This is a genomic window from Myxococcales bacterium (genome assembly GCA_016706225.1).
In the GTDB taxonomy this organism is placed as follows: Bacteria; Myxococcota_A; Polyangia; order Polyangiales; family Polyangiaceae; genus JADJKB01.
The window spans coordinates 355,736-379,443 of sequence record JADJKB010000008.1; the positions used below are offsets into that span (position 1 = coordinate 355,736).

The 23,708-nt window shown below is 68.6% G+C and carries 18 protein-coding genes and 1 pseudogene; 11 read left to right on the top strand and 8 right to left on the bottom strand.

The annotated features are described in order from the left end of the window. The first annotated feature begins 19 nt into the window (after positions 1–19). Positions 20–487 carry a DNA starvation/stationary phase protection protein gene (locus tag IPI67_15570; GenBank protein ID MBK7581614.1) on the top strand — a complete coding sequence of 156 codons (468 nt, stop codon included), beginning with the start codon at positions 20–22 and terminating at the stop codon, positions 485–487. Between the two features lie 19 nt (positions 488–506). Here the strand turns inward: IPI67_15570 and IPI67_15575 are convergent, their stop codons facing one another. Continuing rightward, complete coding sequence (locus tag IPI67_15575) at positions 507–2,210, bottom strand: hypothetical protein (GenBank protein ID MBK7581615.1); 1,704 nt, start codon at positions 2,208–2,210, stop codon at positions 507–509. A 521-nt stretch (positions 2,211–2,731) separates the two neighbouring features. Between IPI67_15575 and IPI67_15580 the strand changes: the two are divergent. Continuing rightward, positions 2,732–2,818, top strand: a pseudogene (locus IPI67_15580) (lipoprotein Hlp). Between the two features lie 759 nt (positions 2,819–3,577). On the opposite strand, the gene IPI67_15585 reads toward IPI67_15580, so the two are convergent. Together IPI67_15585 and IPI67_15590 are read right to left on the bottom strand one after the other, a co-directional pair. Next, positions 3,578–4,318 carry a hypothetical protein gene (locus tag IPI67_15585; protein ID MBK7581616.1) on the bottom strand — a complete coding sequence of 247 codons (741 nt, stop codon included), beginning with the start codon at positions 4,316–4,318 and terminating at the stop codon, positions 3,578–3,580. A gap of 481 nt (positions 4,319–4,799) precedes the next feature. Next, complete coding sequence (locus IPI67_15590) at positions 4,800–5,192, bottom strand: RNA-binding protein (protein ID MBK7581617.1); 393 nt, start codon at positions 5,190–5,192, stop codon at positions 4,800–4,802. 305 nt (positions 5,193–5,497) lie between these two features. On the opposite strand from IPI67_15590, the gene IPI67_15595 reads away from it, so the two are divergent. Together IPI67_15595 and IPI67_15600 are read left to right on the top strand one after the other, a co-directional pair. Continuing rightward, a complete protein-coding gene (locus tag IPI67_15595) occupies positions 5,498–5,812 on the top strand; it encodes a hypothetical protein (protein ID MBK7581618.1) in 315 nt (104 codons plus the stop codon). Then, positions 5,809–6,444, top strand: coding sequence for a DTW domain-containing protein (locus tag IPI67_15600; protein ID MBK7581619.1), 636 nt, complete (start codon positions 5,809–5,811; stop codon positions 6,442–6,444). Before IPI67_15595 ends, IPI67_15600 begins: the two co-directional genes overlap by 4 nt. Here IPI67_15600 and IPI67_15605 read toward each other — a convergent pair. Further along, positions 6,441–8,435, bottom strand: coding sequence for a PAS domain S-box protein (locus tag IPI67_15605; protein ID MBK7581620.1), 1,995 nt, complete (start codon positions 8,433–8,435; stop codon positions 6,441–6,443). The genes IPI67_15600 and IPI67_15605 overlap by 4 nt on opposite strands. Positions 8,436–8,580: 145 nt before the next feature. Here IPI67_15605 and IPI67_15610 point away from each other — a divergent pair, with 145 nt between their 5' ends. Further along, entirely contained in the window at positions 8,581–10,230 is a 1,650-nt protein-coding gene (locus IPI67_15610; GenBank protein ID MBK7581621.1) for a fumarate hydratase, read from the top strand. Continuing rightward, on the top strand, positions 10,227–11,951 hold the full coding sequence (gene argS, locus IPI67_15615; protein ID MBK7581622.1) for an arginine--tRNA ligase: 1,725 nt from the start codon (positions 10,227–10,229) through the stop codon (positions 11,949–11,951). The genes IPI67_15610 and argS overlap by 4 nt, the downstream gene beginning before the upstream one ends. A gap of 9 nt (positions 11,952–11,960) precedes the next feature. Here the strand turns inward: argS and IPI67_15620 are convergent, their stop codons facing one another. After that, complete coding sequence (locus IPI67_15620) at positions 11,961–12,377, bottom strand: hypothetical protein (protein MBK7581623.1); 417 nt, start codon at positions 12,375–12,377, stop codon at positions 11,961–11,963. 214 nt (positions 12,378–12,591) lie between these two features. Here IPI67_15620 and IPI67_15625 point away from each other — a divergent pair, with 214 nt between their 5' ends. Genes IPI67_15625 through IPI67_15635 form a run of 3 tightly spaced genes read left to right on the top strand, consistent with a single transcriptional unit; the run spans position 12,592 to position 15,416 of the window. Next, positions 12,592–13,275: a pseudouridylate synthase gene (locus IPI67_15625; protein ID MBK7581624.1), complete on the top strand. Its 684-nt coding sequence runs from the start codon at positions 12,592–12,594 to the stop codon at positions 13,273–13,275. A gap of 22 nt (positions 13,276–13,297) precedes the next feature. Continuing rightward, positions 13,298–13,942 carry a hypothetical protein gene (locus tag IPI67_15630; protein ID MBK7581625.1) on the top strand — a complete coding sequence of 215 codons (645 nt, stop codon included), beginning with the start codon at positions 13,298–13,300 and terminating at the stop codon, positions 13,940–13,942. A 31-nt stretch (positions 13,943–13,973) separates the two neighbouring features. Further along, the gene (locus IPI67_15635) at positions 13,974–15,416 is read left to right on the top strand and encodes a hypothetical protein (protein ID MBK7581626.1); all 1,443 of its coding nucleotides are present in this window, start codon (positions 13,974–13,976) and stop codon (positions 15,414–15,416) included. A gap of 237 nt (positions 15,417–15,653) precedes the next feature. Here the strand turns inward: IPI67_15635 and IPI67_15640 are convergent, their stop codons facing one another. From IPI67_15640 to IPI67_15650, 3 genes are all read right to left on the bottom strand, one after another. Continuing rightward, positions 15,654–16,520 carry a hypothetical protein gene (locus tag IPI67_15640; GenBank protein ID MBK7581627.1) on the bottom strand — a complete coding sequence of 289 codons (867 nt, stop codon included), beginning with the start codon at positions 16,518–16,520 and terminating at the stop codon, positions 15,654–15,656. 44 nt (positions 16,521–16,564) lie between these two features. Continuing rightward, positions 16,565–17,440: an SUMF1/EgtB/PvdO family nonheme iron enzyme gene (locus IPI67_15645; protein ID MBK7581628.1), complete on the bottom strand. Its 876-nt coding sequence runs from the start codon at positions 17,438–17,440 to the stop codon at positions 16,565–16,567. A gap of 198 nt (positions 17,441–17,638) precedes the next feature. Next, complete coding sequence (locus IPI67_15650; protein MBK7581629.1) at positions 17,639–18,949, bottom strand: 6-phosphofructokinase; 1,311 nt, start codon at positions 18,947–18,949, stop codon at positions 17,639–17,641. Between the two features lie 181 nt (positions 18,950–19,130). On the opposite strand from IPI67_15650, the gene IPI67_15655 reads away from it, so the two are divergent. Continuing rightward, on the top strand, positions 19,131–20,390 hold the full coding sequence (locus IPI67_15655; protein MBK7581630.1) for a DNA repair exonuclease: 1,260 nt from the start codon (positions 19,131–19,133) through the stop codon (positions 20,388–20,390). After that, complete coding sequence (locus tag IPI67_15660) at positions 20,387–23,584, top strand: AAA family ATPase (protein MBK7581631.1); 3,198 nt, start codon at positions 20,387–20,389, stop codon at positions 23,582–23,584. The genes IPI67_15655 and IPI67_15660 overlap by 4 nt, the downstream gene beginning before the upstream one ends. Positions 23,585–23,708 lie beyond the last annotated feature (124 nt).

The following is a 23,708-nucleotide window of genomic DNA, read 5'->3' on the forward strand; positions in this document are numbered from 1 at the left end:
CCGCACCAAGGAGAACACGATGAACATCGACATCGGCATCGAAACCAGCAAACGCCAGGAAATTGCGGGCGGCCTCGCGCGGGTGCTCGCGGACTCGTACACGCTCTACCTCAAGACCCACAATTTCCACTGGAACGTCACTGGACCGATGTTTCAGACGCTGCATCTCATGTTCGAGACCGAGTACAACGAGCTCGCGCTCGCGGTGGACCTCATCGCCGAGCGCATCCGGGCCCTCGGCGTCCCCGCTCCGGGCACCTACAAGCAGTTCCTCGAGCTGTCGTCCATCAAGGAAGCCGAGGGGGTTCCCAAAGCCGAAGACATGATTCGGCTCTTGGTAGCGGGTCACGAGACTGCCGCTCGCACGTCGAGGGAGGTCTTCAAGGTGGCGGAAGCCGCCAACGATCAGTCGACCTGCGATCTGCTCACTCAGCGCCTGCAGGTTCACGAGAAGACCGCGTGGATGCTGCGGAGCTTGCTCGAGTAGCAGCTCACGCTTCGGTTCCTCACGCGCTGCGACGACGTCGAACGAGCAGCAGGCCCAGAAGTGCCAGCGCCCCGAGCGCGTGCGAGGAGTCTCGCGCTCGGCCGGGCACTCGACATCCACAACCCGAGTCGTCTCCGCTGCCGGAGCCACCCTTTCCGCCAGGACCGGCATCCGAGAGCCCACTGCCTCCGGAGCCGGGTTTGCCGCCCGTCGCGGCTCCGCCGGAAGACGTCGAGCCCGCAGCACCGGCGGCGCCGCCCGCTGTCACGGCGCCGGCCGTCCCGGCTACACCCGCACTGCCAGCCGCGCCGCCGCTCTGGCCCGCATTGCCACCGCTACTGGCGCCGCCTGCGCCGCCGCTCGTTGTGCCACCGCTCGCCGCGCCGCCCGTGCCGCCGGTTGCAACGCCACCCGATCCGCCGGTCGCACCGCCACCCGAGCCGCCGGTCGCAACGCCGCCCGTACCACCGGTCGCAACGCCACCCGATCCGCCGCCGCCGCCCGATCCGCCGGTCGCAATGCCTCCCGTTCCACCGCTCGACGTTCCACCGCTCGACGTTCCGCCGGTCGCACTGCCGCCGCTGCCGCCGCTCGACGTTCCGCCGCTGCCGCCCGCGCCACCGCTGCCGGACACGCACGTCGACCCCTGGCAGCTCTGGCCGCTCGCGCAGGTGCCACAGCTTCCGCCGCAGCCATCCGGGCCGCATTGTTTGCCCGCGCACGACGGCACACACGCGCAGCCCGCGCCCATGGCGGGTCGCGTGCTGTTCCAGTCCGCACAGCTTGCGGCCGGACCGATGCCCAGCGAACCCGTCGAGGGGTAGGTGACCTCCTGATTCCCGGAGTCGCGAAACACGAAATAGTAGCGGTGACATCCGCTGCCCATGCCGGCGATCTTCGCCGTCCACGCGCCGTTCAGCTGCGTGCCGCGCCCGAGTGTCATGCTGGTGCAAGCGCCGTCGACGTTGACGCGCGCGGCGGACGGAGCGGCGGTGTCGTACCAGTTCGCCCAGACGTCGATGCTCGCGGCTTGACGCGGATAGTGCGACCCGGAAGGGATCTTGTAGGCGGTGCCACCGCCCGAGAAGTCGCCCACCGAGCGTCCTGCGCTGCCGGTTCCAACACTGCCCGTCGACTTCAAGATCAACCAGCGGTGACCGTTGCTCGACGAGTACTGGCAGGCAGTGGCCGCCGAGTTTTCATACAGCCACTGGTAGAAGGCCGAGTTTGGGTCGGTCGAGCTGGCGATGATCTCCCCGCTCGCCGAGGGGCCGAAGAGCTTGACCCGCGCGCTCCACGCCGTGCACGTCGGGCTGCAGGCCTTGGTGCCACCCACACACGCGCACGACGCCGCGCCGTTGCAGGTCGCGGGGTAGATGCTGCTGATGTTCGGCACCACGGTGCAGGCGGAGTCGTGGGCGAAATAGGCCTGCTGCACCATCTCTTCCGCGTGGAAGCGCGCGGCTCGGTTGAGCTGCGGGGAGTACCAGACGGGACCGATGGGCGTGTAACAAGCCTTCTCGCCGCAAGGCGCGCCGCAGGTGGTCATTTCAGTCTGCGGTGCGGAGCGCGCGCGATTCATCCACTCGTGCATCACGCGTTCGGCCCAGTTGGGGAAGCCGTCCGCCGAGCTCTCGCCAAAGGCGCCGGCCGGAACCGCCCATGACAACCCCACCAACAGCGCGCCACCGGCAACCCGCAGTCCTAGCCAACGCTTCGCCATCGTTCCCAAGCTACCGGCTTCCGCACCGGGTGGATAGCGCCGCACTTGGCGACTCGAAATTCGGCAAGTCGAGCAGCATTGCAGTGCCCTTTCAGACCGTCATCGCCCAGCAAACGCCGTTGGTTTCGTCGGCATCAGCCGCGACCCGGCGGGCGAACGGCGCAATGTGACAGAGTGGACTCCGCCAGGCGCATGGTACCTGCGGGCCATGAAGGCGGAGCGCGAGCGTGGCCAGTGTGCCATCGAAACACCGACACAGCAGCAGATGTGTCAAGGGAAGTGACGGGACAGGCGCGCGCGGGATCACCCAACCACTCGCGGCTCCGTCAAGAGCAGCCAGCCGTGTCCCTGCCCTGAGCGCGCTCAGGTGGCGTCCCGTCGCGCGTTGTCGCCGACCGGCGCGGCTGGTATGGACCGCGAGCATGCGAACGATTGGCGCTTCATTGCTCTTCGTGCTGATGACGGCAGCGGGTTTGGCGCGCGCCCAAACCGGCGCGACCGCGGCCTTTCCGCCAGACCCCGCAGCTGCGCCCGCGCCCGCAACGGATCCCGCCGCCGCGCCCGCGCCCGCGGACCCCGCAGCCGCGCCTGCCCCCGCGCCTGCGCCCGCTCCGGCTCCCGCTCCAACGCCCGCCCCTGGGCCCGCTCCTGTCGGTTACATGCAGGCTCCGCCGCCCGCGTATCCGCCGGCGCCGCTGCCGCCTCCTCGCCGCGAGCGCAGCGGCATCGTGGGCGTCGGGCGTTTTGGTTTTGTGCTGGGCGGAGCCGGCACCGGCAAGACCGAGTGCAGCGGGAGTCCGGGCGCCTGCAACAGCACGGGCAGCTCCGACGACTACGACGACAAGTCCGGCTTTGGGCTCGGTGCGGATCTTCTGTTCCACCTCTCGCCGGAGTTTCGGCTCGGCGCAGGGCTGCTCTACGTTCCGAACACCTCCGTCGAGGCCGACGGTTCGAGTCGGGAGACCGATCTCGGGAGTGATCTGTCCGTGATGGCGGTCGTCGAGGGCGTGTTCGACGTTGGCCCCACCACGGCGATCACGCTGCGGGGGCAGGCCGGGCTGTTCGTGCTGTTTCCGGGTGGCGATCTCGACGATGCGATCGATCAGCTGAAGAACAATTGCAGTGGTGCGATCACCGGAAGCTGCGACGTGGATGATGGTCCCTATCCGGGATTCACCTTCGGCGGGGGCCCCGGAGTGCGCTTTCAGCTGGAGAAGGTGGCGCTGCGGCTCGACCTGCTCTTGCAGTGGTACTCGGTCAAGAACGTACTGCGCGCGCAGGCCGACAATGGGTCCGAAAACGTCGATGTTGGCCTGACGTTCACCGGGACGCGCTTCTTCCTGGCGGGTGGCATCGAGCTCTGACGCTCACAGCTCGAGCCCGAGGAGGATCATCGAACGCGTGCCGGCGACGTCGTTCTTCAGCTCGAGCGTGGTGCCGCCCGAGGTCGTCTTGCTCCGCCAGAACGGGTAGCGGACCGCCTGCCCGAGCAACTCGGCCCGGAACGCGACGCTGCCGGCGTCGACCAGCAACCCGAACCCGAGCCCGACATGGGGCCCGAAGAACGGTCCCTCATTGGTGTCGCACGCGGCTCCGGGTGTGTTGCGGCAACCCTCGCGGCTGTCGTCGATCAGGTCGCCATGGTCGTTGCCCACGAAGAGCGCGGTGAGACCCAGCTGACCGCGCACCGTCAGCCCCACGCTCGGCCCGACCGGGAACGCTCCTTCGACGACCCCGAAGAGGGACGCTTCGAGCCCTGACTCGATCTCCTGGGTGAAGCCTGACAGCTGACCCGTGTACGTGAGTTTGTACTTGGGGTCGGGGACCACCAGCGACCCAACGCCCAAGCGCAGGCGCGGGCTGACCCGAAACAGCAGATCTGCACCGAGCACGAACGAAGCTTCGTCATCGTAGTCGATGCCGGGGCTCGACCCGCTGCAGGAGCCGACGGGCGTTCCGGATTCGTTACACTCGCTGTCGATCTGACCGGAGCCGCTGGTCACGAAGCCAAGCTTGAAGACCGGAATGATCGAGTGGGTCGCGAGGCGTTGTTCGAGGGGTTTGGCAGCCGCCACGGCCGGCGGGGGCGAGGGCGGGTTGGAGTCCATGCTCTGGTACGCGGCGGGAGCCGGAGCGGGGGCCTGAGCCGGGGCGGGGGCCTGAGCTGGAGCGGGGGCGGGAGCAGGCGGCGGGTCGGGCGCGGGCGCGGGCGCGGGTTCGGGCGCAGGCGCGGGTTCGGGCGCAGGCGCAGGCTGTGCGTGCGAGATGGATACAACCAGCCACGCCGCGGCGGCGGCAGTTGAGATTCTTCGTTTCACCCCATCACCCTTCCTTCGGACCGCGTCTCGCGCGGGGGCCGACCAGGAACACTATCAAAACCCGGCGCTCGCGGCAGCTCAGGCGAGGAACGCCTACGAGCGCCAGCAGATCCGCGCTCGCATCAACGAGCTCGACGGCTGATTGCGTCTGGCATGCGGGCTGCGACGACGCCCGACTCCCACCCCTGGAACGCTGGCCACGTAACGTCGCGCGGCGAGCGTTGCCGGCGGCGAACCGACGCTGAAGCGCCGGTCCGCCGTCAGGCCGATATCACCAGCGACCACCGCGATCGCCGCCGCCGCCGCGGCCGCCACGGTCGCCGCCACGGTCGCCGCCACGGCCACCGCCGCCACCGCCGCCGCCGCCGCCGCCGCCGCCGCCGCGGAAGCCGCCGCCGCCGCCGCCGCCGCCGCCACGGCGCTCTTCAGCGACGTTGACACGGAGCGGGCGACCATCGAGGTCGGCGCCGTTCAGCGCGTCGATGGCCTTTTGGGCAGCCTCGGCAGTCGCCATCGAGACGAAGGCGAAGCCGCGCGAACGGCCCGTCTCGCGATCGAGGACGAGCTTCACTTCGGCGACGTCGCCGTGCTCGGCGAAGGCGCGCTGAATCACGTCTTCAGTGGTGTGGAACGCAAGGTTGCCCACGTACAGTCGATTGCTCATTGTTCTGCTTCTCTCGTTTGCGGCTCCGTGACGCCGGGGGGCGTCCACTCGTCCATCCCATGGGCCGCCGCTGCTCACAGGAGGTGGCGGCGCCAGCCGCCGCCCGTTTCGTGACCGTGCCCCGAAGAAACCGACCTTCCGCGTTCCCAACCAAACGAGAGAGCAGTGAGCCGAGTGCCAGAGACGTTCGCGACGGGCAGGACTTAACACGCGCGGAATGGCTCCGCAATCTGGCTTTCGGGGGTCGGGACAGGTCCCAGTTGGCGCCCGAAATGCTATCTGTGCCGGGAAGCCGGAGGATCGAGATGACTTGGCACTTTTCGCGGGTTTGGCTGCTCATGGGGCTGGCGCTGGTGGGCTGCGGAGGCGGTGCGGTCACCCCCGCCATGGTGTCGGCGGCTCAGAAGCGTTGGCCGGACGCCACCCAGCAGTCCCTCGAGGCCGGGCGTGGGCTGTTCACCGAGAAGTGCCACGAGTGTCACGCGCAGCCGAACCCCAAGGACCACACCGCAGAGGCGTGGCCGAAGCTGCTCGACAAGATGGCAAAGCTGGCCAAGCTCTCCGACGACGGCAAGGAGAGCGTGCTCCGCTACGTGCTGGCCGCGCGAGACGCGGAGTGACCGGCGCCATCCGCAGTCGGCGGCTCGAACGTTGCGCCGGCTGTGGTCTCGACGTCACCCTCTGCATCTGCCGTGAGTTGCCCCGGCTTCGGACCCGGACCCGCGTGCTGGTCCTGATGCACAAGACCGAAGCACTGAGAACCAGCAATACCGGACGACTCGCGCTGAAGATGCTGGACTCGGCCAGCGTCGTGGTGCGGGGGGCTCGCGGAGAGCCCATGCCAGCCCCACCTCCGGGCTCACGCCGCGTCGTGCTCTACCCGGGACCGGAGTCGCGCGAGCTCAGCGCTCTCGACGCCAACGGCGACGAACCCCTCACGCTCGTCGTGCCGGACGGGAGCTGGAGCCAGGCGCGCCGCATGCTGCGGCGTGAAGCCTGGGCAATCGGTGCCGAGGTCGTGAGACTCCCCCCGCACGCTGCGAGTCGTTACAACCTCCGGCGTCAGGTTCGCCCGCAGGCGGTCTGCACTCTCGAAGCCATCGCTTGCGCGCTTGGTCTGCTCGAGGGTCCCGAGCTCCGAGCGGCGCTCGAGGCGGCGCTCGAGACTTTCCTGGTGCGCGCGCGGCACATGCGACGATCGGGCGGCGCGTTCTCGCCGGTCTTCGCGGCGAATCGCAGCGAGTCGCCCTAACCTGCGGTCCGCTTCGGATCAGCGCGGCGCTTCAGCAACTCCGCGATACTCGTCAGCAGCGCTTCGAGCCGGAACGGTTTGCCCAAGAAGCGAGTGGTCGACTGATCGGTCTCCAGCTCGAGCCCGGCGTCGCTGAACCCGCTCAGCAAGAGCGCGGGCAGCTCGGCTCTGGTTTCGCGCATGCGTTTCAGCGCCTCGAGGCCTCCCAAACGCGGCATGGTCAGGTCCAACACGACCACGTCGAACTCGGCCGGAGTCGCTCGAAATGCCGCCAGCGCGGCCTCGCCGTCCGCCGCTCGGGTCACGCGTAGGCCCGCATTGCTCAGGCTCCGCTCCAGAACCTCGAGCAGGCGGGGTTCATCGTCGGCGCACAGGGCGTGGCCGGCGAGTCGAGGGGGGCTCGACTCGCGAAGCGGTTCGGAAGTGGGCACCACTTGCGCAGCGTCGACCTTCGGCAGGTAGACGGTGAACGTGGAGCCGCGCGCTGGCGTGCTCGTGACGCGAATGGCGCCGCCGTGTGCCCGAACGATGCCGGCGACCGAGGCCAGTCCCAGGCCGCGTCCGGTGAACTTGGTGCTGTAGAACGGATCGAAGATGCGCTGGATGTCGCTATCCGTCATGCCCGAGCCCTCGTCACTGACCGCCACGAGCACGACCTGGTCGGGCAAGTTCGGCGCCGCCACGGCGAGGGACGACCGCTCTGTCGGCGAGAGCTGGGTCTGTCCCACTCGAAGTGTGACCTTTCCTGTTCGCCCACCCAGGGACTCCGACGCATTGGTGATGAGGTTCAGGAGCACCTGTCTCAGCTGGGTGGGGTCCACGGGTGTGCGCGATATGCCGTCCGGCAGGTCCAGCTCGAGGCGTGTGTTCTTGGAGATCGAGACCAAGAGCAGCTCCGAGATCTCTCGGACCACGTCGCCGACGTCGACCTGCTCGACGACGCGCGGGCTCTTGCCACTGAAGGCCAGGATCTGGTGCACGATCTCACTGGCGCGGACGGCAGCGGCGCGAGCGTGGGCGAGGGGGGCCTGCGTCGCTTCGGGAGGCGCACCTCGGTTGAGTTCCTGCTCCAGCAGATCGACGTTTCCCAGGATGACTTGCAGAAGATTGTTGAAGTCGTGGGCGATGCCACCTGCGAGCACGCCGAGGGTCTCGAGCTTCTGGGTGTTGTACATCTGCTGCTCGAGCCGCATGCGTTCGTCAGCAGCCCGGTGACTTGCGGTGAGATCTCGAAATACCGTGATGCGGGTGGATCGACCGCTGCGGACCAGGCTCTTGCCGTGGATTTCGCACGGAAACTGGCTGCCGTTCTTGCGCACGGCGACGACCTCGTAGGCCTCCGTCGCGCCGCTGCGGATGTGTTCCATCACCCGTGCGCCGCTCTCCGGCGTAGTGAAGTCGAGGGCGGTCTTGCCGAGCACTTCCGCCCGCGAATACCCGAGCAGCTCGGCGAAGGCCTCGTTCGAGTCGAGCACACGCCCGTCTTCCGAGATCGTGAGCGGGTGGAGGTAGCCGTCGACCAGGCTCCGAAGCCACTCCTCGCTCTCTTTCAAGCGGCGCTCCGTGGCTTTCAGCTCGGTGATGTCGTGGGTTACCAGGATTGCACGCTCGACGCGGCCCCGCGCGCCGACGGGGCTGATGCGATTGAGGTAATGCCGACCCGAAACCGAGCCGACCGACTCGTAGCTGGCCGGCTCTCCGCGTTGGATCACGGTGCCGAGCGCCTCGTCGAACGCTGCGTGGTTGTGAGGTTCCATCCAGCGTTTCACGCTCGACCCGAGCATGTCCGCCAGCTTGTGTCCCGGCGCCGGGCGATTCATGAACGTGATCAGTCCTCCGGGGTCCATCTCCAGGATGTAGTCCGGTGCGTTGCGGGCGATGCTGTCGAGGCGAGCGGCGCTCTCGCGGAGCTCGGCCTCGAGCTGGTCGCGTGACTCGAGCTCGGTCTCGAGCTGGCGAATGCGCGCGAGCTGTGTGTCTCGTTCGTCCACCGGGTGCCTTCGGTGCTACCACCCCTGCTCGGGCCGTGTCAGCCGCCGGCCGCGAGCTTGCAAAAGCTGCGCCGGTTCGGCTCACTCTTCCTGCACCCGTGAAGGCCGCTCGACGCCCGCTCCGCTCGGCATTAAGCGCGTCGCCATGGCCGAATTCGCATTTCAGGAGCTGCTGCCGCTGGGCCACGACCCAACGCCGATGCGCGTCGTCACGCGCGATCACGTATCGACCTTCGAGGCCGCGGGTCAGCGCTTCGTGCGCGTGGAGCCCGAGGCTCTGGCGCGGCTGGCGCGCGAGGCGATGCACGACATTGCGCACTATCTGCGTCCCGGTCACCTGGCGCAGCTCCGCCACATTCTCGAGGACCCGGAGGCCTCGGACAACGATCGCTTCGTCGCACGAGAGCTGCTCGAGAACGCAAACATCGCCGCGGGTGGCGTGCTGCCGATGTGTCAGGACACGGGCACGGCCGTCGTGATGGGCAAGCGGGGACAGCTCGTCATCACCAGCGGCGGGGATGAAGAGGCCCTCGCTCGCGGCATCTACGATACCTATCAAACCTCCAACCTGCGCATGAGCCAGCTGGCGCCCCTCGACATGTACCGCGAGGTCAACACCGGTCAGAACCTGCCAGCGCAGATCGAGATCTTTGCGACCGACGGCGACGAGTACAAGTTCTTGTTCATGGCCAAGGGCGGCGGCTCGGCCAACAAGAGCTACCTCTACCAAGAGACCAAGGCGCTCTTGAACCCGACGAGCATGCTGCGTTTCCTGGAAGACAAGCTGCGCTCACTCGGCACGGCTGCCTGCCCGCCGTACCACCTGGCGATCGTGGTGGGCGGTACCAGCGCCGAGTACGCGCTCAAGACCGCCAAGCTCGCCTCGACGCGCTACCTCGACTCGTTGCCCACCGAAGGCAACGCCCTGGGCAGGGGCTTCCGCGATCTGGAGCTCGAGGCCCAGGTGCTCGAGCTGGCCCAGCGCACGGGGATCGGCGCGCAGTTCGGCGGCAAGTACTTCTGTCACGACGTGCGCGTCGTGCGCCTGCCGCGGCACGGGGCGTCGTGCCCGGTGGCCATCGCACTGTCGTGCTCGGCGGATCGCCAGGCGGTCGGGAAGATCAGCGCCGAGGGTGTGTTTCTCGAACAGCTCGAGACCGACCCAGCGAAGTATCTGCCGGAGACCCGGCCCGACGAGCTGAAAGGACCGGTCGTGCGCCTGGATCTGACCCGACCAATGAGCGAAATCCGGGCGACCTTGAGCCAGTATCCGGTCAAGACGCGGCTGTCCTTGTCGGGGCCGATGGTCGTGGCCCGGGACATCGCCCACGCCAAGATCAAGGAGCGCCTCGACCGCGGGGAGGGCATGCCGGAGTACCTGAAGACCTCGTGTGTCTACTACGCCGGCCCGGCAAAGACGCCCGAGGGGTTTGCCTCGGGCTCCTTCGGTCCGACGACGGCCGGGCGAATGGACTCGTACGTCGACGCGTTCCAGGCCGAGGGCGGAAGCTTGGTGATGTTGGCCAAGGGCAATCGCTCCAAGCAGGTCACCGACGCCTGCAAGAAACACGGTGGGTTCTACCTGGGTTCGATCGGCGGACCGGCTGCGCGCCTGGCACAGGACTGCATCAAGAAGGTCGAGGTGCTCGAGTATGCGGAGCTTGGCATGGAGGCGGTCTGGAAGATCGAGGTCGAAGATTTTCCCGCTTTCATCGTGGTGGATGACAAGGGCAACGACTTCTTCGCGGAGTTCGCCAGCGGCGCGGAGAAACGTCTGCCAGTGGTCCAATCGTGAGTGAGCCTCGCGAAGCGCTCGCGCCGGTGTTCCGTGCGGCGCTCGTGGCGGCGTTCGGGGCCGAGCACGCCGGCGTCGATCCGGTGCTGCGTCCGTCGCAGCATGCGGATTTTCAGGCCAACCTCGCGCTGCCCCTGGGAAAGAAGCTGGGCCGACCGCCGCGTGAGGTGGCCGCGGCTCTCGTGACCGCGCTCTCGGGCGATGACCTGGTCGAACGGGTGGAGGTTGCAGGACCCGGGTTCATCAATCTGTGGATCGGCAAGGCGTGGCTCTCGCGCGCGCTCTCGGCCGCCGCCCGCGGCAACTTGGGCCTCGCAGAGGCCGCCGAAGTGGAGACCGTCGCCATCGACTACTCGTCGCCCAACGTCGCAAAAGAGATGCACGTGGGGCACCTGCGCTCGACCATCATCGGGGACGCGCTGTCGCGGGTGCTGGAGGCCGTGGGTCAGCGCGTCGTCCGGCAGAATCACCTGGGCGACTGGGGTACGCCCTTCGGCATGTTGATCGAGCACCTGCTCGACGTTGGCACCGAGGGTGCGGAGCACTCGGTCAGCGACCTCAACGCGTTCTATCAGGCTGCGCGCAGGAAGTTCGACGAGGAGCCGAGCTTCGCGGAGCGGGCGCGCTCGCGTGTCGTGCTCTTGCAAGGGGGCGACCCCGCGACCCTCGAGCACTGGAAGCGGCTGGTGGACGCATCGAAGGCATACTTCGCCCGTGTCTACGCGCTGCTCGGGATCGGGCTGACCGACGCCGACATCGCGGCCGAGAGCCTGTACAACCCCAAGCTCGCTGGCGTCGTCAGCGAGCTCCGGGAAAAGGGCCTCGCCGTCGACGACGGCGGGGCGGTGTGTGTGTTCCCACCGGGTTTCAGCGGGCGCGAGGGCGAACCTCTGCCGCTGATCATTCAGAAGAAGGACGGTGGTTACGGTTACGCGACGACCGATCTCGCCGCCGTTCGCCATCGGATCGACACCCTGGGCGCGTCGCGCATCATCTACGTAGTGGGCTCACCGCAGGCGCAGCACCTGGCGATGGTGTTCGAGGCGGCCCGGCTCGCGGGTTGGCTGTGCCCGCCGGCGCGAGCCGAGCACGTGGCGTTCGGCTCGGTGCTCGGCACCGACAAGAAGATGCTGAAGACCCGGGCCGGCGAGACGACGCGGCTGATCGATCTCTTGAACGAAGCGATCAGCCGGGCCGGAGCCGTCGTGGCCGAAAAGAACCCTGGGCTCGACCCGGCGGAGCGCGAGCGCATTGCCAGGAGTGTGGGGATCGGCGCGGTGAAGTACGCGGATCTCTCCAGCGATCGTCTCAAGGACTACGTCTTCGACTGGGATCGCATGCTCGCGTTCGAAGGCAACACCGCGCCCTACGTGCAGTACGCCCACGCGCGGATCCGCTCGATCTTCCGCAAGGGCGCGGTCGAGGCTCCCCCGCCGTCTGCCATCGTCATCGCGGAGCCCGCGGAGAAGGCGCTGGCGCTGGCGCTGCTCGCGTTTCCGGGCGTGGTCCAGGATGTAGCCACCACACTCTACCCGCACAAACTCTGCGGTTACCTGTTCGAGCTCGCGACCGCGTTCAGCGGTTTCTTCGAGAGCTGCCCGGTGCTCAAGGCGGAGAGTGAAGAAGTTCGGGCGTCGCGCCTCGCGCTCAGCGAGCTGACCGCGCGCGTGCTCGAGCGGGGCCTGGGACTGCTCGGTATCGAAGCGCCCGAGCGCATGTGACGCGGCCCGTCAGGGAGCGATGGGCGACTGCTCCAGCGCAGCCACGCGCCTCGGGGTCGGGTCGCGCAGCACATACAGCGCGACGTAGAGCGGCAGCGCGAAGGGGCCCGCGAACAGGAACCCGGCGACCCAGACCGCGACCGCCCAGCTGGGCAGGCGAGGATCCCGCGAGGCGTGCACGGCCAAGATCACGGTGAGACACAGCTCCACGACCACGACGCAGGCGATGAGCGCGGCGAAGGCGATGAAGTGCTCGGCCTCGAAGGGGCCATTCAGGAGATCCCCCGGCGCGGGCGCGCCGCCGAGCCCGTGCGCCGCGATGTCGAACACGATCAGCTCGTAGCCGATGTAGCACCCGAGCCCGACGGCCGAGAGCAGCGGAAAAACGGCCGCGCACCCCAGCCCGAGCTTGCCGGCGGTCTTCAACTCGCGGTCCTTCGAGCAATGCGGCTCACGGGGCGGGGATGGTAATCAAGTTTCGCTGCCGGCGGCAGTCCGGGTTCGTCGATCGGGGGCGAAGCGCGCGCTCGGCGGCCGCTCATCGGCGCCCGCTCTGTCCGCGTTCGCTCGCTGAGCTAGGCTCTTTGCCCTCGACCGCCCAGCCTGGGAACCACGGTCAGCCTTCGTCACGCCCATCAGCATGGAAACCCTCCGCATCCTCTACCGGGACGACACACTCCTGGTCGTGAACAAACCTGCCGGGCTCCTCACCCACCGGAGCGAGCTTGCGCCGGACTCCGACGTCGCGATGACGCGGGCGCGCGACGCGATCGGCGCCCGGGTCTGGCCCCTTCATCGTCTCGATCGCGGTACGAGCGGAGCGCTGGCGTTTGCGCTCTCCGAACCCGCCGCACGAGCCCTGCGCGCTCGGATGGAAGCCGGCGAGGTTGACAAGGAGTATGTCGCGCTGGCTCGCGGGATCACACCCGAGGCGATCGTCGTCGACTACCCCGTTCCACGTGCCGAAGGCGGGGAACGCGTATCGGCGATCACCCGGTTTCGCAGGCTGTGCGCCCTCGACGGTTGCTCTCTGGTGGAGGCTCGCCCGAGCACGGGCAGGTACCACCAGATCCGACGCCACCTGTCGCATCTCCGTCATCCCATTGCTTGTGACTCCAACTACGGCACCGGCTGGTGCAACCGGAAGATCCGCGCCGAGACTTCGTTGAAGCGACTCGGGCTCCACGCGCTCAGGCTGACCTTTCATCTTGCAGGCGCTGAGCTCGTGGTGCGGGCGCCGCTGCCCGAGGATTTTGCGGGCGCGCTCCGAAGCCTGGGGGCGCCGCCCGAGCTGGTGCACGCGCTTGTCGCTTCCCGTGTTTGACGAAAGAGGTCAAGCTCGGCCCATGAAGTTTGGGCCCGCCGTGCTCGGTCTTGGTCTCCTGGTCGCGGCCTGTGGCGCGGCATCGCCGCCGGCGCAGACGGGCCCAGACGTGGCCGCGGTGCCCAGCGCTTCGCAGACGGCAGAACCGGCGGGTGGCGCGGGAGCGTCTTCGCTGGAGAACCCGCCCGCCCGCGTTGTCGATCCGGGAGGAGCGAACACGAACGGTTCGGCGAAAGCCGATCTGAATGCCATCGGCAGCGCGCCGGTGCTCCACCCCAGCGTGAAGCTCGAGACTGCCTGTGTACCCGAGCCCGCGCCGACGGGTCAGCTCGACGCTTGCGGCACCCGCGGGCGCACTTCGCTCGAAGTGAATGGCTCGACGAGCATGCTCGCGAAGAGTGGAGACTGCGAGCCTCAGACGCTTGCGCGGCAAGGAATGTACGCGTCGCTCGCGTGTGTTCACGACGATTTCTTGCACGCCGGCAGCGAGTGTTTTGCGTGTCGGATGCTCGGTGCGGGTTGGAGTGTCAGGGCTCGCATCCCCGAGCTGACCGCCGCGCAGTCGGTCGAGTTGCAGCGGCACCTGGGGCTCGACGCCTCGCGGCCTTTGACCAGCGCCGCGGCGTGGAAGCGCGCGATTGAAGCGGCGAAGCCCGCTCAGCCTTGAGCCCGCGTCGCTTCCGCGTACCATGAGCTGCATGTCGATGTTGCGAGCGGGTGGGGTCGGGGCTCTCGTGTCACTGGCTGGCCTCGGAGGCTGCGGCAGTGAGGGCGATGGCGGAACAAAGGCGACGGGCGGCGCGTCGAGCGGCGGCGCGTCGAGCGGCGGCGCATCGAGCGGCGGAAGCTCCGGCGCGGCAGGCTCCGGGGGCAGCGTGACGAGCGGAGGAGGCACAACGAGCGGCGGCGGAGGAGTCGCGGGGACCGGCGCGACCGGCGGCGCGGGCGGAGTCGGCGGGACCTCTGGGGGCGGCACCGGTGGTGGCGCGGGCAGCTGTCTGGCGGGGGACTTCCTGGCGTCTCTGGGCAAGTCGAAGCTGCTGGTCGGCGCGTCGATGGCGGACGACGTTGCCAAGAGTGCGCCCTTCGATCTGCGTTACCTGTACCTGAGCGGCGGGGTCGCAGACGGTGCCGGACCCTGCGCAAAGTGCGACAGCGGCTGCAACGCGGGCGGGAAGAGCTGCGCCAACAGTGGGCCGGGCTGCGCGTGGTGGGGCTGCTGGCAGTACGACAAGGATCCGCCCGGAGCCTACGTGCGCGATCTGGTGAACAAGGCCAAGGCCGACAAACAGATCCCGATGATCACCTATTACATGCTCCTGCAGGCGAGCGGGGTCGGGGAGGGGACGCCGGAGGTGACCCAGGCGAACAACGCGACCTTCATGGCGCGCTATTACGCCGACTGGCGCTTCGTTGCACAGCAGCTCGGAAACGAGCTCGCGTTTCTGCACATAGAACCGGATTTTTGGGGCTACGCCCAGCAGGTCAACGCCGACCCGACCAAGATCCCGGCCGCGGTTGCCAGCGCGAACCCGACGGACTGCGGCTCGCTGCCGAACACCATCGCCGGCATGGGTCAGTGCATGATCACGATGGGCAAGAAGTACGCGCCAAAGGCGAAGCTGAGCCTGCACGGCTCGGGGTGGGCCACGAAGTTCGACGTGCTCCTCAACAAAGATCCGAAGTTCGATGTCGCCGGACACGCCGCCCAGCTCGGAAAGTTCCTGGCCGCTGCGGGGCCGAATGCGGATTTCATCACCGTCGACGCATCCGACCGCGATGCCGCTTGGTACGACACACAAGGTCAGAACCGCTGGTGGGACGCGACCAACACCAAGCTTCCGAATTTCACGCAAGCGTTCGTCTGGGCCAAGGCGCTCGGCTCGAGCGCCAACAAACCGATCTTCTGGTGGCAGCTTCCGGTCGGTAACATGAGCTTGCCGAACCAGAACGAGAAGTGGAAGGACAACCGCGTCGACTATTTCATGACTCACATGAACGAGGTCGCGGCCGCGCACGGCGTCGGCGCCGCGTTCGGCTCCGGTGCGGGCGGGCAGACCAATCCGAGCACGGACGGCGGTAACCTCGTCAGCAAAGTGAAAACGTACGCGAGCGGCGGCGGCCAGGCGGCGTGTCCCTAGACTCGACCCGAGCGCTTTCGCGCAGCGGAAGCACTGCTGCGAGAGGGTCTCTTCGAGGTTACCCCCGGCGCGCGACCTGCCAGAAAATTCGCGACTCATCCCAGGCCAGAGGAGGCATCCGCCGGCCTCGCCGGTAGTTCAAGTGGGTTTTCGCCGCTCATGCCGATCGCGATCTGAGCGTCGCAAGACTGCTCGAGTCGAGCCTGGAGCGACGCTGAGGTGCAAATCGACGTTGACTCAGGCCGGGCAATCCCACTTGTTGTTCGAGCCGGTCCAGCGACAGTGACAGTACTTGGTGCCGTAGGTGCAGGTCGCGTTCTGGTCGTAGCACTGCGATTCGTCACCGGGCTTCGTGCCGGGGCAGGTCAGGCACTGCCAGTCTTTCTGATAGTCACAACCGCAGGCCGTCGAGGCGTAGTTGCAGGCCTGGCCGCTCGCCGGACAATTGTTGCCGTCGTTCGGCGCGGTGGCCGGGCAAGCGTTGCAGTGCCACGTTCCGCCCCAGCAAGCGCACTGGTCGCCGCCGTATTTGCACTCGGCGATCACTTCGGTGCACGCGCCGCTCGGCTTGTTCTTCGGGCAGAGGACTCCGATGGTGCCGCCGGTGCCGCCGGTGCCGCCGGACGCGCCGCCGGTGCCGCCGGACGCGCCGCCGGTGCCGCCGGACGCGCCGCCGGTGCCGCCGGACGCGCCGCCGGTGCCGCCGGACGCGCCGCCTGCTCCGCCGGACGCGCCGCCCGCTCCGCCGGACGCGCCGCCCGCTCCGCCGGACGCGCCACCCGCTCCACCGGAGGGTGTCGTGCCTCCGCCGCCCGCCGCTCCGCCTGCCTGCGTGCCCCCGACGCCTCCTGCTCCGCCGGGGGGCGCGCCCGCGGTTCCGCCGGCGCCCGCGAGCGCACCGCCGCTTCCTCCGCTCGCTCCGCCGGCGCCACCGCTCGCGCTCGTACCGCCCCCACCGCTCGTGCTCGTGCCGCCGCTCGCGGTGCCGCCAGTCGCCGGTTTGCCGCCGGTCGCCGAAGCGCCGCCCTCTTCTTCGACGCCGCACGCCGCGAGCCAGCCCAACGCTCCCAGCCCCAAGACCCACCAGGTGACCGATCGACGCATGCCTCAAATTAACAGGTTGGAGCACACGGCGCTACGCACGCGCGTCAGTTGCCCAGATCGGAGCAACAGCGATAGCCGGTCTCGGTGCCGTGGTACCAAGCGTCGTGCCCGTATTGTGCGGCGCGGCAGTGGTTGCGACTCGGCTGCCAGTACGCGCCCTTCAACGCCAGGTGTGTGGGACCGGGGCCGTCGCGGGCCACCACCTCTTCGAGGTTTCCGCTCAGGTCACGCACGCCAGACGGGCTCACGCAGCGTGGGTGTGCGCCGGCGGCCGCGCGTTTGTCGCGCAGCTTTCCCGCATCGTCGACCAGGTCACCGTGGTCCGTGTTGCACGCGCTGGCGTCCCGCTCGAACCCGTACGGGTAGGGTGACATCTGCTCGCCCTCGCAGGCGAAGTTCCACTCACTCTCGCGACACACGCGTTTGCCCTCGCGCGCGCAGCTCTTTTCCGCGCTGCGCAAGCTCACGTCGTTGTCCGGCAGACTCGCGCCGGCGGTCACGTGTTCGTCGCGGTCGATGCAGAAGCGGAGGGGAGTGCGCTGGGGCGAGAGGCATCGGCTGGGTGCGTACACCGCGCAACGGTAGGTGCCGAAGCGGGCCTTGGGTGAGTCCAGATAACGCAGACAGCGCTGCTCGACCTCCGGGCAGTAGCTGCCCTCGACCCGCTGCATCTCGGGTGGGCAGCTTGCGCCTGCGGTTGGGGAGCCCGGAGGTGCGCTCGACGCGCCGCTGCGGGTGAAGATCGGGGCGCGCTCGAGCGGCGCCGAAGGCGGGTCCGCCTCCGCCTCGAGCGGGGCCTCGAGCTCGGGCGACGAGTGGGACGGTGGTGCCGACGCCCCGAGCTCCGCGCTCGCCAACGACAGAGCCACCACGGAAAGAACGGCGGACCAGGGAGCGAGCGCGCGAAGAACGGGCAGCATGCTCCAGGCTCGCCTTTCAAGGAACGTTCCACACGCCGCTCCGCCGCAAGGGCACGGATCTAGGTCGCGCTCATGGGGGTGGCGAGACAGGTTGGCAGCAGCGGCTGAGGGTGTTTGCCATCATGCCGTGGGCCCGAGGACACAGGACCGCACGCAAACCGGAGCCGGGGCAGCGGGGCGGGGCGCTCGAGGTACGCCTCAGCCTGGGCTCACCGGCGCCGGCACGGGCGTCGATTCGGGCGGGGAATAACCCGGCAGAAACTGGATGGGGGGCGGCTCGTTCTCGACCAGGTACTCGAAGCGCGCGCGGAAGTCTTCCAGCGACATGTTGGCGGTCGCGGCGAGTTTTGCGAGCTCGTGCGCGTCCAGGAAGTCGTCCCGCCGCAGGCGCAGCATGTACCGCCGCGCGATGCGATAGTGCTCCGTCGTGATGTCGACCATTCGCACCTTCATGCGCTGAGTCTCCGGATCGATCATCTTGGCCAGGGCGAGAGGTCGGAACACCCCGCGATGGATCGTGACCAGGGCGTCCGTACCCCCTTCGAGCAGGTACTCCGCCGCACAGTGCCCGAGGTCACGCGTGTACTCCATGTCGTACGGGATGGGGTCGGTGCAACGCAGCTCGTAGCCGATGTTCTTCGCCACGATGGTCGACTTGATCCCGTACTCCCGCAGGCGCGCCACGACGCGCGTTTTCAGGATCTCGCCGAAGTTGATCTCCGCGATGCGGAGGTTGTCGTGAGCGTCGCGCTCGACCTCGGTCAGACCGCGCAGGTCGTCGGGGTGTAGTTGCTCGACCAACCCTTCGGCCAGGACCGCGGTGCCGTCGCTGCGCCCGTAGGAGAGCCGCTTGATGATGGCTCCGGCCAGGGTGTCGACGATGGTGTCGAGACGGATCTTCGGCCCCTGGAACTCTTCCGGGATCAAGGTCAGCGTGGCGCCGGCCGCCTTGCCGATGCCGAGGGCGAGGTGCCCGGCCTTGCGACCCATGGTGATGATGAAGTACCAGCGGCTGGTCGTGTAGGCGTCGACCTGCAGGTCCTTGACGATGCCGACGCCAACATGGCGAGCCGTCTGGAAGCCGAACGTCGGGAGGTTCTCCGGCAGGTCCAGGTCGTTGTCGATGGTCTTGGGCACGTGGGCGACGGCGATCCTCCCCTGAGCTTGCTGGCTCAGCTTGAGCGCCGTGTACGCGGTGTCGTCCCCGCCGATCGTGACCAGGCGGTCGACGTTCATCCGCAGCAGGGAGATCACGGTATTCTCCAGCAGCTTCTGCTCTTTGGTCGGATTGGTCCTGGAGATCCCGATGATGCTGCCGCCGCGGAAGTGAATGCGGCTGACCTTCTCGACGGTGAGCGGCGTCACGTGCTCGATTTCACCTTGCATCAGCCACTTGAAGCCGTCGCGGATCCCGATCACCGGGACCCCCGCGAGGCACGCGCGGATGGTGGCGGCACCGATCACACTGTTGATTCCAGGCGCCGGTCCCCCTCCGACGCAGATGGCCATGGCGTAGGGTCTAGTCACGGAACGGAACATTCCCCGAATCGGGGCGGTCGAGAAGGATGAAATGGAGTCGCGCGACTCCCCGCGGGATTTCCCGGGTTCTTCGGCTGTGACAAACTGCGTCCGCCCATCACGCCCGGGTGTGGGGTGGGCGGCCGTCGGCATGGTATGAGCCAGGGCACGGATGAAGATCGTCCACGCCGCCGATCTGCACCTCGACAGCGCGCTCTTGGGGCTCGAGCGCTACGAAGGGGCACCGCTGCACCGCATCCGCGGGGCTACCCGGGTCGCGTTCCAGAACCTGGTGGCGCTGGCGCTGGACGAAGAAGCGTCGTTGGTGCTGCTCGCCGGCGATCTCTTCGACGGCGACTGGAAGGACTACTCCACAGCGCTGTTCTTCCGCTCGCAGCTGCTCACCCTCGACCGCGCGAACGTGGACGTGGTGTGGATCCGCGGCAACCACGACGCGACGAGCCAGCTACAGAAACACCTCGACCTGCCGAAGCGCGTCCGGGAGCTGCCCGTGAAGCGCGCGGGCAGCGTGGTCCTGGACGACCTGGGGGTCGCGGTGCACGGTCAGGGCTTCGCAACCCGGTCGGTCACCGACAACCTGGCGAGCGCGTATCCCGCACCGCTGTCCGGCCTCTTGAACATCGGGCTCCTGCACACCAGCGTCACGGGTCGGGAGGGTCACGCGCCGTACGCACCCTGTTCGCTGTCGGAGCTCGTCGACAAGGGCTACGACTACTGGGCGCTCGGCCATGTGCACCAACGCGAGGTGCTCTCCGCCGAACCGTGGGTGGTCTTTCCCGGCAACCTGCAGGGCCGGCATGCCCGCGAGACGGGCGACAAGGGGGCGACCCTGATCGAGGTCTCGGATGGCCGGATCCTCGGCGCCGAGCCGCGCGCGCTCGATGTCGTGCGCTTCTCCACTTGCAGGGTCGATGCTCAGGGCTGCGACAGCCCCGAAGAGGTGCTCGACAAGCTGCGCGGCGCGCTCGTAGAAGAGCTGGATGCAGCCGGCGGTCGCCTGCTCGCCGCGCGGGTCATCGTCGAGGGGGCGACCCGAGCTCACGCCACGATCTCGCGCGACCCGGAGCGCTGGTTGGCGGAGGTGCGAGCGCTCGGCACCGAGCTGGGCGGTGAGGACTTGTGGGTCGAGAAGATCCGCTTTGCGACGCGGGACTACCTCGATCTCGCGGAGCTCTGCAGCAGGGACGACGCCATCGCGCAGGTGTTCCGCGGCCTCGCGGAGCTGCGTCAGAATGGCGACGCGCGGGCCGGCATCGCCCGGGAGCTCGCCACGCTCGTCACTCGTCTGCCGCAGGCGCTCAGATCGGGACCCGACGCGCTCGACTGGGAGAGCCCCGCGGGCATGGAGGCCCTGCTGGAGGACGTCGAACAGCTGCTCTTGCCGCGCCTCTCCGGGGGAGACGAGGGGTGAGGCTGCTCGAGCTCGGACTCCTGCGTTACGGCGGCTTCACCGACGCGCGCCTCGATCTGTCCGCTCCCGGGCTGCACATCATCTTTGGGCGAAACGAAGCGGGCAAGAGCACCGCGCTCCGGGGCATCACCGCGCTCTTGTACGGCGTGCCGCACTCCACACCCGACACGTATCTTCACGACTCGCTCTCGCTGTCGGGCGTCGTATGCGCCGCCGACGGAACCGAGCTTCGCTTCGAGCGGCGCAAGGGACGCAAGAACACACTCCTCGCACCGGATGGTACTCCGCTCGACGAGAGAACCCTCTCGCACTGGCTCGGTGGCGTCGGCCGGTCGGTGTTCGAGACGGCGTTCGGCTTGGACCACGCGCGCTTGCGCCAGGGTGGGGAGCTCTTGGCGACCGGGGGTGGCGACGTTGGCCAGAGCCTGTTCGACGCGGGCATCGGCGGGGGCAGCGTCAAGCGGGTGCTCGATGAGCTGGGCAAGGAAGCGGAGGCGCTGTTCAAGGCCAGCCAGAACGCCCGCTCGCCGGAGATCAACGCGGCGCTGCGGCTGCACGCGGAACAGGTCAAAGCGGTTCGCACTGCGGCGACGCGCCCCGAGGCCTGGCCGGAGCAGCAGAAAGCTCTGGCGCGCGCGGGGGCGGAGCTGGCCGCGATCGAAGCGCGGCGGACCGAGATCCGGCAGAGGTTGTCCGCGGCACAAGAGCTGGTGGAGGTGCTGCCGCTGATCGGGAGACGCGAGGCGGCTCGGGCGGAGCTGGCCGCCGTGGCGGACGCTCCACTCTTGCCGGATGACGCGACCGTGCGCCGCATCGAAGCGGAGAAGACGCTGCTGCTCGCCGAGCGCGAAGAGCGGCAGATCGCTGCCGAGCTCGCGGAGGTCGACCGCGAGCTGTCGGAGCTCTCGATCCCGGAGAGTCTGCTCGCGCTCTCGGACACGGTGGTCGATGCGCTGCAGGCGCGACTCGGTGAGTATCGGGGGCACCAGACGGATCTGGTCAAGCGTCGAGCCGAGCTCGGAGCCTCCGAGGCACTCGTGGCTCGGCACCTGGCGGCTCTCGGCCGATCCATCGCGGACGACCCGCGTGCCCTGCTGCCGAGTCGGCCGCTGGTGGCACGGCTCAAGACGCTGGTGGCCGATCGCACCCGCCTGGCGGTCGAGGCCGAACAAGCGGAAAAACTCAGCGCGACCGAGCGCGCGCGGGTCGAGGAGCTGGAGGCCGAGCTCGGGCTCGCGCCGCGGGAAATCGCTGAGCTCGGCGTCGCGCCCGAGCACTTCGATGCAGTCTTGCCCAGTCGCGAGGCAATCGAGGATTTTGCGGATCGCTTCGCCGCGGCGGCTCGGGTCCGCGAGCGGCTCGATGAGCGCCGTGCCGCGCTCGACGGCGAGCGGACGCGGGCTGAAGAAGAGCTTCGGGCGCTACAGCTGGCGGGGGATGTCCCAACGGAGGCGGAGCTGGCGAGAGTTCGTGCCCAGCGGGATGGGCATTTCTCCGAGCTGCGTCAGGCGCTCGAAGCCGGAACGGCGGGCGCCGACAGTCCGGTCCTCCAGGCGCTGGCCGCTGCGGAGCGACGCGCCGACGAGACCGCCGACCGTTTGCGTCGCGAAGCAACCCGGGTGCTCAACTTCGCGTCGCTGGAGGCAAAAATCGCACGAGCTCGGGATGCGTCCAGCAGCCTTCAGGCGGAGCAGGCGGAGGTCGATGCGCGAGCGGCAACGCTCCAGACCGCCTGGCGCGAGCTGTTTGCTGCGCTGGGGCTCGAGGCGCAGTCGCCGCGGGAGATGCGAGGTTTGCTCGAGCGCTGGCAGCACGCGAGGGAGAAGCTGCGCGGCATCGAGCTGGCACTCGCGCGCGCGCGCGTGCTCCGCTCATCACTCGAGGCCGCCGCCGCAGAAATCCGCGCGAGCTCCCAAGCCTGGCAGGCCCGCTGGGCCGAGGCAGTGAGCCAGCTCGGGTTGGGGGCGGACGCGAGCCCCGCGGAAGCGGACGAAGTGCAGACGGCGCTCGACGAGGTGCGGGTCGAGCTCGACAAGAGTGATTCGTTCCGGCATCGCATTGCTGGCATGGAGCAGACGTCGGCCGGGTTCGAGCGCGACGTGCTCGAGCTGGTCACGGCTCACGCGCCCGAGCTTTCGGAGCTCGGCGTCGAGCGGGCGGCGGCGGAGTTGATCTCACGCCACCGGAGCGCGCGGCAGGCCCAGCGTCGCCGCGAAGACCTGAGCGCACGCCGCACCCGCGCCGGCGCGCGCACGGTCGAGCTCGAGCTGGGTCGCGCCGCAGAACAGCGCGAGTTGTCGGCACTCATGGCGCAGGCGGGCGTGAACGACAGCAAACTCCTGGCGGAGGCCGAGGCCCGCTCTACGTCGCGCCGCGCCGCCGAGCGGGAAATCGTCGAGGTCGAGCGCTCTCTGTTCGAGAGCTGCGGCAGTACTCCGCTGGAAGAGATCCGGGAGCGTGCCCTCGGTGTCAGTCTGCACGAGGCCCGCGCCCGCGCCGTCGCGCTCGAAGAAATGTTGCTGGAGCTCGACGCCGAACGAGACTCGGCCCGCGACACAGAGCGCGCCGCCGCCCTCGGTCTCGAGCGCTTCGATGGCAACAGCGCGGCCGCGGACAACCAAGCCGAGGCCGAAGCCACGCTGGCAAAGATCCGCAGCGCTGCCGAGCGCTGGGCCCGCGTGAGGACTGCGGAGCTGGTGCTGCGCAACGAGATCGAGCGTTACCGCGCCACGCACCAGGGTCCGCTGCTCGAGCGAACCAACCAGATTTTTCCTCGGCTCACCCTGGGGGCTCATGCAGAGGTGAGGGTCGATCTCGATGCCGAGCCACCAGCCCTGATGGCCGTTTCGCACGAGGGAGTGAAGGTGCCGATCGCTCGGCTCAGCGACGGCGCGTGTGATCAGCTCTACCTGGCGCTCCGCCTCGCGAGCGTGGAGCACTACGCCCGGAGCAACGAGCCGCTGCCGCTAATTCTCGACGACGTGCTGATCAACTTCGACGAAGAGCGGGCGCGGGCGGCCCTCGGGGTATTGGCAGAAATCGCAGCCAGCATGCAGATCCTACTCTTCACCCACCACGAACACGTGGTCCTGGCGGCGGAGCAGACCCTGGGCGCGGACGCGGTCAACGTGCACGTTCTGTCGCGGGGCGAGGCGCCGGCTCGGCGCAGCCCGGCTCCGCATCCGACCGTCTGAAGAGCTGTCCAAGAATTGGCCTGGCGCAAGCCGGCGAGGCCGGCCCGCGTGGGGTGGGGCCCCAACGAATTCACTTCGTTGGGGCGGGGAGGCGCGTGCCTCCCCGATGACAAAGTGAAAGAGC